The 13,349-nt window shown below is 61.7% G+C and carries 9 protein-coding genes; 1 reads left to right on the top strand and 8 read right to left on the bottom strand.

Going from position 1 to position 13,349, the window contains the following annotated elements; translation table 11 throughout:
- The first annotated feature begins 92 nt into the window (after positions 1–92).
- Entirely contained in the window at positions 93–1,349 is a 1,257-nt protein-coding gene (locus tag LB569_RS10445; RefSeq protein WP_224692158.1) for an ROK family transcriptional regulator, read from the top strand.
- A 43-nt stretch (positions 1,350–1,392) separates the two neighbouring features.
- On the opposite strand, the gene LB569_RS10440 is transcribed toward LB569_RS10445, so the two are convergent.
- The 8 genes from LB569_RS10440 to LB569_RS10405 all read right to left on the bottom strand — a co-directional run bounded on the left by LB569_RS10440 (position 1,393) and on the right by LB569_RS10405 (position 12,945).
- Positions 1,393–4,083, bottom strand: coding sequence for an AAA family ATPase (locus tag LB569_RS10440; protein ID WP_224692157.1), 2,691 nt, complete (start codon positions 4,081–4,083; stop codon positions 1,393–1,395).
- A gap of 190 nt (positions 4,084–4,273) precedes the next feature.
- Positions 4,274–5,464: a serine hydrolase domain-containing protein gene (locus LB569_RS10435; RefSeq protein ID WP_224692156.1), complete on the bottom strand. Its 1,191-nt coding sequence runs from the start codon at positions 5,462–5,464 to the stop codon at positions 4,274–4,276.
- Between the two features lie 29 nt (positions 5,465–5,493).
- Positions 5,494–6,423, bottom strand: a complete 930-nt coding sequence (locus LB569_RS10430; protein WP_224692155.1) for a MurR/RpiR family transcriptional regulator — start codon at positions 6,421–6,423, stop codon at positions 5,494–5,496.
- A gap of 12 nt (positions 6,424–6,435) precedes the next feature.
- On the bottom strand, positions 6,436–7,887 hold the full coding sequence (locus LB569_RS10425) for an amidase (protein WP_224692154.1): 1,452 nt from the start codon (positions 7,885–7,887) through the stop codon (positions 6,436–6,438).
- Complete coding sequence (locus LB569_RS10420) at positions 7,877–9,541, bottom strand: dipeptide ABC transporter ATP-binding protein (protein ID WP_224692153.1); 1,665 nt, start codon at positions 9,539–9,541, stop codon at positions 7,877–7,879. Before LB569_RS10420 ends, LB569_RS10425 begins: the two co-directional genes overlap by 11 nt.
- Complete coding sequence (locus LB569_RS10415; RefSeq protein WP_224692152.1) at positions 9,538–10,386, bottom strand: ABC transporter permease; 849 nt, start codon at positions 10,384–10,386, stop codon at positions 9,538–9,540. The genes LB569_RS10420 and LB569_RS10415 overlap by 4 nt, the downstream gene beginning before the upstream one ends.
- 11 nt (positions 10,387–10,397) lie before the next feature.
- Positions 10,398–11,336: an ABC transporter permease gene (locus tag LB569_RS10410; protein WP_224692151.1), complete on the bottom strand. Its 939-nt coding sequence runs from the start codon at positions 11,334–11,336 to the stop codon at positions 10,398–10,400.
- Positions 11,337–11,397: 61 nt separating this feature from the next.
- Complete coding sequence (locus LB569_RS10405; protein ID WP_224692150.1) at positions 11,398–12,945, bottom strand: ABC transporter substrate-binding protein; 1,548 nt, start codon at positions 12,943–12,945, stop codon at positions 11,398–11,400.
- Between the last annotated feature and the right edge of the window lie 404 nt (positions 12,946–13,349).

Below are 13,349 nucleotides of genomic sequence, written 5' to 3'. Positions count from 1 at the left end.
CGCCAAAATTTGAAAACGCGGCTTCCGAAAGGCCAAGCTATCTGGTCGGGCAAAACGCGGCAGCGTACAACGGGCTAAATTGGAGTTGTCAGTTGAAATTCGAGAACCAGCCCTCCTACTCATTGGGCCGCCGCACGCCTTCCAAAGACATCGGGGCCGGGGAGACAGGCACCAACGTGACCCTTATCTCCCAATTGACTCTCGGTGCCATCAATCGCGGGCGCGTGTTGCAGGCTTTGTATGACAATGGGCCTAAAAGCCGTGTAGACTTGGCACGTCTTGCAGGGGTGAACCGTACGACGATAACCGGCATCGTTCAGCCGATGATTGAGGAGAAACTCCTGGTAGAAGGGGACGCAGCCCCTTCGGACGTCAAAGGAGGCAAGCCCGCCCGGCCGCTCTTCTTCAATCCTGATGCACCCATGCTCGGAGCGGTGCTCCTTCTGCCCGGTAAGATCCAGACGTGCCTTGTAACACTGACTGGGGAAATCCAAGCGCACAGGAAAGCCGATTTCGATCCTTTTGGCCACCGGGATACCTTCCTGTCGGTCATCAAGGAAACGCTTTCGTCCACGCTTTCACAAGCGCCTCAAGCACCGTTTGGGATTGGTGTTGCGTCCGCGGGGATGATCGACAGCGACAATGGCGTAATCCTTGCCGTAAATCTCGCGCCTGTTTTGACGGGAGTGCCCCTGGTAGACCTTTTGCAGGAACATTTCTCGCTACCGGTCGTCATTGATCACCACCCCCGGGCCTTGCTTGTAGGCGACCGATGGTTTGGACCTGGGCGCGGACTGCAGACCTTCGCGGCGATCTACACCGGGGAGGTTCTGGGAGGAGCCTTCTATATCGAGGGGAAGGTTTATCGCGGGCTTGCCGGCTCTGGCGGCGAACTTGGCCATTCCGTCGTTCAAATCGATGGCGAGGCCTGCAATTGCGGTAAACGCGGCTGCTGGGAAACGGTGGCTGCCTTGCCTTGGCTACGACGAGAGGCTGGCCGGCTAGGGTTGCGGGACCCGGGCAACATCACATGCGCGCGTCTTGTGAACGAGGCGGCAGACGGATCGAAGGCGGCAGATGCCCTCCTCGACCGCTACACGCGAAATGTAGCTTTCGGAATCGTCAACCTGCAGCAGACGCTATCTCTTAACTCCTATGTCCTGCATGGCGACGTCGCGGGCGGCGGCCAAGCGGCTGCAGAACGCGTCAGGCAGCATGTCGAACAACTGGTGATGATGAGACCAAACCAGGAAATTTCCATCACGGTGAACGGTATTGGCGAGGGCCATACGGCATTGCGAGGGGCAGCAGGTTTGGTGCTATCGAGTCACCTGAAGGTGGTCATCTAGACCAGGCGACAAGGCTCACGGATCGCCGCGTCAACAGGTCAAGCTAGAGCATGGTCGCCTTGGGAGGCTGCTCAAGCTCAATTCGCCGCTTTTCGGCATCCTTCTTCCGCTTGATAGTGTCGACACGATATTGGTCGATCCCATCAAGATCGCCCTTCATATCGGCTGGTGTTGGAATTGGGATGGCCTTGGCGGCCGCCATGTCATGTCCGGAACGTTCCGAAACTCGCTTCATGGCCCAATAGATTCGCTTGTGGTCTTCATCCTCAACCACGACACCCTTCAGGCTCTGCGTTTTGACATCGCTGTTAAATCGCTCGACGACCTTACCGAGCAGTATTTCTTCAACGAGCCTCTCCCAGGTTTCCCGAAGATCGGTGTAGAAGTCCTTCGCTGACCTTCGCCAAGCATCAGTGGTGAAATCAGTGGCGCCGTCGAAGCTCTTCAGGCGCGTCTTGAGAGTATCGATGCGCTTCGTGACGGATTGTGCGATCCACGGCTCGTCAGTTTCGCTGATCAAGCCAAAGCCGGCAGATTCGGACTTATTGATGTAGTTTCGAATAAGCGGAACCGGCGGATTGGCCTGCGCAGCGGCGTCAATCACCTCATTGAAGAACAAAAGATTATGCGTGAAAATGATGACTTGACGTCCTGTGGCCGCTTCTTTCACCAGCCTTGCCGCGACCCGCCTGATCCGAACATGGTCGAGAGACGATACAGGGTCGTCGATGATCATGCCTTGACGCGATGTGTCTCCTCCGACCTCGGCTAGAAAGCAGGCCAGCGCAAGCGCGCGCTGCTCTCCTTCACTTAAGACCTTGCTGTTTGGGATAGCTCTCGCCGCGTTGAGCCCAACCTCGAAATAGCTCTGCCCATCTTGACTACGATCATTAACTGCGAACGGGATGTGCGTTAACGCCAGGGCCTCAATCTCGGCTACGACCCGCTTTTCGAGATTCTCCATGACAAGGCTTCGTCGAAGCGACGTCATCTGCCGAGACACCGAGCCTGTTTCGACAGCGTCGCAGCATGAGAGTAGCTTGCGTCGCTCTTCAAGGTCCGCCAGGCGCGCGAGAACGATGGTGAGGTCCTCGCCCAGCTTTTTCCGGTCCTTGAGTGTATCGCGACGAGCTCGATCGGCAGCGCGATTCCCGTCGTCGGCCGCTGCCTTGTCGTCCGTCTGCGCTTCGGCCTCTAGAGCCTCCGCCTCTGTTCGGATTTTCGATGCAACTGGCGCTGCAAGTTGCGGAAACAGCGCGAACTCGGACACCGCAGCCGCAGCCGCAGCGACAATGCCATCACGCCTTTTGCCTGCGGCGACATAATATGCCGCGATCAGCGCCACCATCGCCTTGCGTGCGGCGGACAGATCGCCAAACTCTCCGAGAGCTGCCTCAATCGTCTCTCCGGTCGCAATGGCAAGTCCCTTGAGTTGGCCCAGGGCTTCTTCATGGGCAACTGCTGCGACTCGCGCCGCCTTGTTTGCGGCGCCCGTTACGAAGTCATTGAAGGACCGCACGCGCGCCGCGGCGTCGGCCGTCATCGGCTCCTGGCACAGCATACAACGATCGCCTTCCTGATCTGGCAGGTGCTGATGATCGATGCCGCTGACGCTCGCTGCATAGACGCGCGCATGATCGAACATAAGCCGCCAGGGAGAAAGCCCAACGCCGCTCAACGGCATGGTCACGAAGGCGCCCGAAGCTGCAAGTTGCGCCGCCTGCGCTGTAGAATCGGCGGCTGCACAAAGATTGCGATAGTTGTCGACGGCTGCCACTGAAAGCGCCGCGTCGATCTGTTCAGATGCTGTTAGCAGTTTCCCCAAGGCCACCTTGGCGCGGCGACGCTTTGTGGCCATCGTTGAAGGATCGCTTGCCAGAGCCTGTTCGAGACCAGCAAGATCAACGATCTCCTGCGGTGAGAGCGCCGCGAGATTTTTGATTTCAGCGGCGGACGGCATCATGTCCTTTGACTTGATTTCCAGACGAGCAAGCAGCTTTGCGATTGCGCCGCCAGCCGTGTACCCACCTGGTAGTGGTGTCTTTAGGCTCTTTTCGATCGCTTTGATTTCTTCCCGGAAGTCGGCCTCAAGCTCGCCGCGGTGACGTCCATGGCTTTCGAGAAGCGCGATGGCTGCAGGCAAAAAACCGATACGGTTTTGCTTGTCGACGTAGAGGCGAGCGTTCGCGGAATCGAAAACCGAAATCCGCGCAATTGACGCGGGCGGCAGCGTTCCGTCCTTCCAGGTGATGGGGGTCGGTTCCGTAGCACCCTCTTCGAGAAACCGCACAAGCACCTCGGCTGGCGGTTTGGCGCCGATCTCGAACACGTTGCCAAGAAGATCATCCGCCGTCAGGCTACGGCAAAGCTTCTTCGCGATCCGGCAATAGCCGCTCTTTCCGCTTCCATTGTCGCCGTAGACAATGGTGATGCCATCCGTGGCGAAACGCAGTTGCTGCTCTTCGGCGAGGCGGTTCAAATGCTTGACGGGGCCTAGCGAGCAAAGCACCGCGCGTGGCTCGTTCGAACGGTTGGCCCTCAAATGCTCCGCCGAGATCGGAGAGCAGTCTGGCAGATCGACGGTAAATCCACCAACGTGACGAACCCCAGCCGCTACATCGGCCTTATCCTCCTGCTCGAGGTTGAAGCCTGGCCGCGCCGCGTGTCTTCTCAAGGCATCCCTGATCCAGTCATGCTGCTTATCAGCCCATTCCAAAAGCCCAAGTTCGGCCATTTCTTCCCCCCGAATCCTACAACACTATACTTGTTGATCTGCTCCAATTCTATGAATTCGCGCGTCGGGACAAGATTTCACGCTCGACTGGCGTCGAACCACCATGTCCCCAAGCGGGCCGGCACGTCCAACCGCACCCCGCTACCCGACCAGGGCGAGCGCCAGCGCGGCTGCGGGGAGCGCCAGCTCGCTACGACGCCAGCGCCCCTCGGATAGCCCTGACCGCCGCCAGCGCTGTCCGCATCCTCGCCGTGCTGACGAATTCCGGCCAGCTCGACAGGACAACCGCCGCGAAATCCGCCACCGGGTCGATGTAGATGAGTTGTCCGAAGACGCCGCGGGCCATATAGACGCCGCGTGCGGTATCCTCGATCCAGAACTGGTTGTGATAGGCCCCGCCGGGAAGAACCTCCTGATATATGCCGCCGAAGCGCGTCGGATCAGCACCGAACCGTGTCCCGGCAATCCACTCGCTCGACACGATACGCCGGCCGTCGACCTCGCCCGCGCGAAGATGCAGCAAGGCGAAACGAGCATAGTCGCGAAGAGTCGCATTGAACCCGCCGTCACCTAGAGCATAGCCGGCAGCGTCCACGGTGAAATAGGCGTCTTCTTCCGCCCCCATCGGCGCCCACAATTCACGGCTGACGAGTTCTCCAAGCGGGGTGGCGGCGGCGCGCTGTAGAACGAAGGACAGGACATCCGTCTCGATCGAGCGGTAGCGGAAGGCGGAACCGTGCGGGCACTCCAGATTCTTCAAGGACAGGATCAGGTCCCAGACGCTGGCGGGCCATTTCGGGCTCCTACGATCCTTCCAGCCGCTGGCGGCGTCCAGCTGCGCCATGTGGGAATCGAGCGCGGTATAGCTCTCGTCGAAGAACACGCCGCTGGTCATGTCGAGCACGTGCTGGACGGTCGCGCCGCGATAGGCCGTCGCCTCCAGCTCCGGCAGATAGTGTGTCAGGGACGCGGCCGGATCGACCACTCCGCGGTCGATCAGGATGCCTGCCACGGTGCCTACAACCGACTTGGCGACCGATTGCGACAGGTGCTGGGAATGCGGTGTCATACCGTTCAGGTAGCGCTCGGCGACGATCTTGCCGCCATGGAGCACCAGGAGGCCATCGGCATAGCTCGTGTCGAGGAAGCTGCCAACGGTGTAGGCCTGCCCCTCCGCCATGAAGGGAATGGCATCGATTTCCCGCAGATCGGCCTGCAGCAGGCTTGCCGGCCCTGCTCCGCGCCAGACCTGCGTGGTCGGCAGCAGGTCCCGGACATGCTGGAAGGTCCAGCGGTTCCAAGGCGCGCGGTCCCATTCTTGCCTTGGAACGACAGAATTGCTGGGTGCAGTCGGGTCACGGAATGGCGGGATACTGCTCATGCATGCTCTCGTGTGCGGTTTGGAATGGATCAGTCGCTACGGCGCAGATAGCTGCCGCCGACGAATTCTCCAAAAAGGGTACCCATGTCGCTCATCATGGCGAAGTTGCGCTTGGCCTTCGGCCCGAGTTTGGTGGCAACGGCATCGATGAGCAGATTGAGCACGACACTGAGGCTTGCCGTGGAATCCCAGAAGGTTTTCACATGCGTATGCGCCTCGAAGACCAAGCGTGTATAGGCAAAGGCCCAGTGGCTGAACTTGTCGGTGACGATGACCAGCGGCATGTCCATCGATTTCAGCTTCTCCAACAGCTTGATGCCGCGCGTGGCGTAGGAGGCAGTGTCAACGAGGACGACGGCGCTGTGCTTGGGATCTGCATTGATGATCTCGCCGAACGTGCCCGAGGCGTTGTCGATGAAAATAACGTTGGAACGCGCCCAGAGCAGGCGGCTGGCGAAATCAAGCGCCAGGCCCTTCGAGGCTTGGAAACCGACGACATAGATGGTGCGCGCCTTCACAAGCAGGCTCGCCGCCTCATCCCACACTTCGGACGTGGTCAAGGCATAGGCCTTCACGATGGCATCCAGCTCCAGCCGCAGGCTTTCCTGCAGCATTTGATGCCGCCCTTCGCGCATCTGAAAGCGGGCCATGTAGTCGTCGATTTCGCTGTCCTTCTCCGTAACCGCCACGCGCAATCGTTTCTTGAGGGCGCGCAGGTTCTCGAAGCCAAGACCGCGAACGAACCGCGTGACGGTCATCTCGCTGACGCCGACCGCCTGCGCAATGCTGCTGCCGGTCTCGAAGGGCAATATCTGTATGTTGTCCAAGATATAGCCCGCAAGGCTTTGCTCCGAGGGCGAAAACCCGGACATGCGGTCGCGCAGGATCGCTTCGATGTCGATCTTCTCCTCGACGCCGTTCGATCCCGCGGTATCCTTGCCGCCTTGTGCCTTCGCCACAGTGACAGACTCCTAGAAGTTGCCGGCGTGAATGGCCGGACGCCCCTGTCCCCAGATGCCGGGGGCGCTTTCTACCTCTTCTTCGATTTGCCGCGCAGCCGCAAGCAGCAGGTCCTCCCGCCCAAAGCGGGCCACGATCTGGATGCCTATGGGCAGGCCATCGCAACTGCGCCCGAGCGGCAGGGATATCGCGGGCTGTCCTGTGGCATTGAACAGCGCCGTGAAGGCCTCCTTCGGCGCCAGGTCGTCGAACACGCCATCTGCGTCGATGCCGGCGCGATTGGGATCGAAGGTGCCGATCGGTTCCGGCAGCATGGCGCTGGTCGGCGTCAGCAAGAGATCATATCCGGCAAGGAAGCGCCCGACTTGCCGGGTCACGCGATCATAGGCGGCAAGCGCATCGATAAGCTGTGCGCCGCTGATGCAGAGCCCCCAGCGATAAAGAGCATATACGCTTGTGCCAAGCGCTTCCTCCAGCGAGCGGTTCATAAGCCGCGCCATGGCCGGCATATGCGCGGCCGCATCCGCCGCCCAGATGACCTTCTGCGCATGGAGGAAGGCGGCATAGTCGAAGTCCGGTGATGCTTCCTCGACGTGGTGACCAAGCAATACGAACCGTTCCGCGGCAGACCTTGTTGCTGCCGCAACCTCCGCATCGAGCTGAATGCCCGACCATGACTTTGTACACAGCGCAATCCGCAGCCCTAGCGGCGGGCGCTGCATGGCATCACGATAGGTGCCCGCTGGCGGTGCGATTTCATAGCCGTCGCCGGCGTCGGGACCATGGCACAAGTCGAGCAGCACGGCCGTATCGCGCACAGAGCGCGTCAGCATGAAGGCCGTCGCCAATCCCAGAAGCGGGGCATTCGCGGTCGGCGCGCCGGTAATGCGCCCGCGTGAAGGTTTCAAACCGATCAAGCCGCAGAACGCGGCCGGGTTGCGGATCGATCCGCCGCCGTCGCTGCCCTGGGCGAAAGGCACGATACCCGCAGCAACCGCGGCCGCCGCCCCGCCGCTGGAGCCGGCAACGCCGCGTTGCGGGTTCCACGGATTTCGGGTGGCGCCATAGAGCGGCGATTCCGTCGCCGCCGGCACGCCGAATTCGGAACTGGCCGTGCGCCCGGCATTGACCAGTCCGCCCTTGCGCAAACGCGTCCAGTAGACGGCATCGTGACCGGCGCTGAAACCCTGTGCAAGGCGGCTGCCGAACTCGGCGGGCCGGCCCGCCTCGACCGGAAAATCCTTGGTGAGGGTGGGAATGCCGCCGAAGGGGGTGGCGGACGCGCCCTCCGGCAGGCTTTCCAGCGCGTCCGGATAGAGTTCGATGACGGCGTTCAGCGCAGGGTTCACCGCCGCGACGGCCTGTTCGACGCATCGGCCAAGTTCCCTCGGCGTGACCTTTCCTTCTGCCAGCAGGCGGGCGAGGCTAGTTCCGTCGTGGGCTGCATATTCATCAAGTCGCATGTGTCGCTGCCCCTTGTGAAAGGGGGATCGTCCGGGTCGTTGGCAGTCTGGCCAGCGAACCGACCAGCGCCTGCGTATAGGGATCCTGCGGTTTCGACAGAACCTGTTGCGCCCCGCCTTGCTCAACGACGCGACCGGCCTTGAAGACATAGACGCGCTGGCAAAGGCTGCTCACCACGGCAAGATCGTGCGAGATGTAGAGCAGCGTCAGCGAGCGCTGGCGCTGGAGCCGCACGAGCAGTTCCAGGATCTGCGCCTGCGTCGTGACATCGAGGGCCGAGGTGATTTCGTCCGCGATGAGAAGCTGCGGCTTCAGCGCCAGAGCCCGTGCAAGGCCAACGCGCTGGCATTGGCCGCCGGAAAGCTGCTGCGGCTTGCGATCGCGCAGGCTGCTCGGCAATTCCACCATCTCCAGCAACGCATCGGCTTCTTTCCGCGCCGTTTGTCGGTCCGCAATGCCGTGCCGCCAGATCGGCTCCGCGACGGCCTCGGCGATCGTCAGACGTGGATTTAGCGAATCGTACGGGCTCTGGAACACCATCTGCACGCGGCGGCGGAAGGCGGTCAGCGCTTCGCCGCGGAGCGCCCTGACATCCTGCCCGTCCAGACGGATCGCACCGCTGCTTGGCGTGTTCAGGCGAATGATCGATCGGGCGAGCGTGCTCTTGCCCGAACCGCTTTCGCCGACAATGCCGACCGTTTCGCCCGTGTTGATCTCCAGATCGACGCCGTCGAGGGCGCGGAAGGAATTGCTGCTTCCCAAGCCGCCGAGCAAGCCCTGCCCGGCGGGGAATGTCACCGAAAGATTTTCGACGCGAAGCAGCGATGTTTTCCGATCCGGGCTGCCTGCCGTGCCATAGCTCTTGCGGCCGGGCTGGGATTCGATCAGCAGTCTTGTATAGGCATGGCGCGGCCGGTTGATGACGTCGTCCATCGGCCCCTGCTCCACCACCTCGCCATTGCGCATGACCACGACGCGCGAGCAGATATCCGCAACGACGCCGAGATCGTGCGAAATGAGGATCATCGCCAACCCGGTCTTGCGGTTTAGCTCCTTGAGCAGCTCAAGAATGCGGGCCTGCACGGTGACGTCGAGCGCAGTCGTCGGCTCGTCGGCGATAAGCAGCTTTGGTTGGCAGCCGATGGCGGCGGCGATCATCGCCCGCTGTTTCATACCGCCCGAAAATTCATGTGGGTAGGAACGCGCACGCTTTTCTGGTTCGTGGATACCGACGTCCTCCAGCAGCTTGACCGCGCGCAGCAGACCTTCGCGTTTGCCGATGCCGAGATGTCGGATCATAGGCGCCGCGACCTGCTGGCCAATGCTGCGCAGCGGGTTGAGATGCGATGCCGGGTTCTGGAAAATCATGCCGATGTCGCGGCCGCGAATGGCGCACAGTTCTTCCTCCCCAAGCGCCAGAAGATCCTGCCCTTCGAGTGCCACCGTACCAACGGCGCGCGCCGCTCCTGTCAGCAGCCGCATCACCGCACGGCACGTGACGGACTTGCCTGAACCACTTTCACCGACGATGCCGAGAATCTCTCCCGCCTGGAGCGCGAACGAAACGTTCTTGACCGCCGCAAAGCCGCCGAAGTTGACGGAGAGGTCCTTGACGTCGAGCAGCGGCGGCTTGCCGGTGTCCAGCCGGCTCATGCCGTCGCTCCCCCGCGATGTATCTGCCCCAGCCCGTCACCCAGCAAGGCAAAGCCGAGGCCGAGCGAAATCGCGGCCAGACCGGGGAACAGGCATATCCACCAGGCTTGCTGCACGAATGCCTGTCCGTCGGCGATCATGACGCCCCACTCGGCAACTGGCGGCTGCGCACCCAGGCCAAGGAAGCCAAAGCTCGCGCCGGCCAGCATGACGAGCACCGCATCACTGACCGCGTAGGCGATGACGGGCCCTATTGCGTTAGGAAGCACATGACGGGCGAGGATGGCCGCCGGCGAATAGCCGAGGCACTTGGCTGCCTGGATATACTCGCTCTCCCGGATCGTCAGCACCTGCGCCCGCACCAGGCGCGCGTAGCTGACCCAGCCCACAAGCGTCAGCGCCAGGATGAAGTTGAGAAGTCCCGGCCCCAGCACGCCGACGATGGCCAGCACCAGGACGAAGAAGGGGAACGCGACAGTGAGGTCGTAGATGCGCATGAACACGTTATCGACCACACCACCGAAATAGCCGCTCAGCAGCCCGATGGTCGTGCCGATCAGCAGCGGTGGAAGCACGCCGGCCACGCACAGCAGCAGATCGACGCGGCTTGCGAAGAGAACCCGCGAGAGGACGTCGCGGCCGACCTGATCCGTGCCGAATAAATGGGCGGCACTCGGCGGCGAGAGCATGTTCATGATGTCGATGGCATCGGGGTCATAGGGCGCGATCACCTGGGCCGCCAGCGCCAGCGCCAGCCAGCCGAACAGGACGACGAGCGCCACCAGCATGGTGGGCGTGATGCGGATGGAGGGCGCGGTCTGTGCCAGAACGGGGCTTTCAGCCATGTGCGATCTCCTCAGAACCGGACGCGCGGATCGATGAAGGCGCTCAGCAAATCCACCAGCAACGTGATCAGGACGGTCGAGACTGCGAAGACCAGAGTCAGCCCCTGCACGACGTAGTAGTCGCGTCCAAGCAGCGCGTTGACCATCAACGTGCCGAGGCCCGGCACCGCATAGACGGTTTCGACGATAATCGCGCCACCGATCATGAAGGCCACCATGACGCCGAGCAGGTTAAGCGTCGGCAGCACGGCGTTCGGCAGCATCGTCTGCCAGAAGATCTGCCGTTCCGTGGCGCCCTGCGCCCGCGCGGCCGTGACGAAATCGGCCGTCGTCTTCTCGATGAGGGCGGCGCGCAGGCTCTGCGTTAGAACCGGGACCAGCCAGATGGCCGTCGACACCGCAGGCAGGAAGAGGTGGTGTAGATGCCCGGTGAAACCCGTGCCATAGCCCGACACCGGGAACCAGCCGAGGCTAACGCCGAAGAAGCGCGACATCATTATGCCCAGCCAGAACACCGGAATGGTGAGGCCCGCAATACCCACCAGACGAATGATCTGGTCGGCGACGCCGCCGGGCCGGCGCGCACCGAGGATGGCTAGCGCGACCGTCGGCGGGACGGCGAGGGAAATGACATAGACGGTCAGGAACAATGTCGGCCACATGAATTGTTCGATAAGCTGGCTGACCGGCCGCTGAAAGCGCAGCGACAGGCCGATATCACCCGAAAGCAAGTTTGCGAGATAGGTCAGGAACTGCCGCCAGAGCGGCAGGTCCAGCCCATATTGCGAGCGGATCGCCGCTATGGTTTCAGCACTTGCCCGCTCCCCGGCAAGAAGCCGCGCAGGATCGCCGGGGGCCATGTGCACGAGCAGGAACGTCACCAGGCTGATACCGGCAAGCACACCGATCAATTGCAGCAGGCGCCGCGCGATGAGTTGCAGAAGGGACAATCCGGTTCTCCGGTTCGAGCGTCAAGGGCGCACCGCTGTCGCGGGGCGCGCTTGAGGCGGCTCAATGGCCGAGGGAGGTTTCTTCCAGCGTCCATTGCAGCGCGGGCGTCAGCTTGAGACCCTGGAGACGCTTGGAATAGGCAACCGCATTCGGCGCGTAATAGAGGGGGATCTGCGCGACCTCTTCGGTGGTGATCTTCTGGATCTCCTTGTATATTTCCGCGCGCTTGGCCTGGTCGGCCTCCTTGGTGCCCTGCTCCACGAGCGTGTCCACCTTCGGGTTGGCATAGAAGGTGCTGTAGGAGTTCGAGCCGCAGGATCCGCACACGGCCCAGCGCACGGCAAGGTCAGGATCGGTAGTCTCGTTGTACCACCAATTGGCAGCAGCGTCGTAATCGCCCTTGCCGGTGGCATCCCACCAGGCGCCGCTATCGACATTGACGATCACCGGCTTCAACCCGATCGCCTGCCATTGAGCCTGGATCAGCAGTGCCGTCTGCTGCGACGGCGCATCGGCGGTCGCCAGGATCTTTACCTCGCGGCCCACCATGCCGGATTCGGCCAGTAGTGCCTTTGCCTTGGCGGGGTCGTGCGGAATGCCCGGATAATCCTTGTCATGGAAATCGATACTGCCCGGCAGCGTGGTGTTGGCCGGTTCGGCATAGCCACGCGTGATCGCCGCGGTCATGGCCTTGTTGTCGATCGCCATGCCGGCCGCCTGGCGCGCCTTCAGATTGGAGAAGGGCTCGCGCTTGTGGTCGAGCAGGATCATGTAGATGGTGGTCGAAGGCTCGAGCCGCATATCCACAGTCTCGGTCGCCTTTAGCTCGTCGATCTGCGTCCACGGCACCGCGCGCACCACGTCGATCTCGCCGGCCTTCAGCATGGCGATACGGGTTTCGGGCGATGCGATCTCGATCAGTTCAACCGTGGCATCCGACTTCGGATAGCCCTTGCGCCAGTAGTGCGGATTGGGTTCGAGAATGAGCTTCTCGTTCGGCTTCCACTGCTTGACCTCATAGGGGCCGGAGGTAACTGGGACCGTGGCGAAAGCCGCCTCCTCGCCGCGCTTCTCCACATCGGCTTTCGAGACGACGCCCATGTTCCAGATTTCAGCATTGCCGAGGAACGGCGCAAAGGCCGACTTGAGGGTGATCACCACGGTTTTCGCATCCGCCACGGTCACCGATTCCACGGCGCCCAGCGGCGCAGGATAAGCCGATTTCTTGTCGCTGCGGATACGGTCTAGGCTGAAGGCGACGTCGGCAGCCGTGATCGGCGAACCGTCCGAGAACTGGGCATCGCGCAGATGAAAAGTGTATGTCTTGCCGTCCGGCGAGATCTCCCATTTCTCGGCCAGCCCTGGCTCCAGCGCGCCGGTTTCGAAGTTGCGGCGCAGCAGTCGCGAATAAAGCTGGCCGTAGGTTTCGATGTTGCCGGCCGCCGCGGAGCGCATCGGATCGAGCGTTGTAGTCTGGTAAGGCGAAACGACGCGGATGACATCGTCGGCGAGGGCCGGACCGGCCCAACACAAGCCCATCGCGACGAAGACAGCCCCGTGCAACACCGCGCCCGCAGCCCGCGTGCGGGCTCCGCTGAAGAAATCCATCTTGTTCTCCTCCCGAAATCTTCTCTTGTGCCTTTCGGCATGAGGCAGACGTTTATGTGATATTGATAACTTCTGTCAACACGATAGTTGAAAATCTAACATAAGCACGCTCATGGATCGCAAGCCGTGGCGCCTAGGCCAGCGAAACACCTGCTGGCGAACTTTGCGCTGATCGCGAGTTCGACGACCTCCAAACGCGTGGATCGCGATTGGTTATGGGCATGGCGCGTGGTGCGCGTGCTCGTAAGCTGGCCCGACGTTTATTGGCTGACCAAGAGGCACAGTGCCACGGCGTGCAGCCTCCATGACCGATCGCGCGCAAATACGCTGGCGTATGCTAGGTTCGTCGACCTTTTGCATAGACCGGTTCCATGAGGGTCCTCTCGAGACCGTGCTTCGGCCCT

Source organism: Mesorhizobium sp. BH1-1-4, from assembly GCF_020165665.1.
GTDB lineage: Bacteria > Pseudomonadota > Alphaproteobacteria > Rhizobiales > Rhizobiaceae > Mesorhizobium.
The sequence above is the reverse complement of the archived record's forward strand: the minus strand, read 5'-3'. Positions and strand labels throughout refer to the sequence as shown.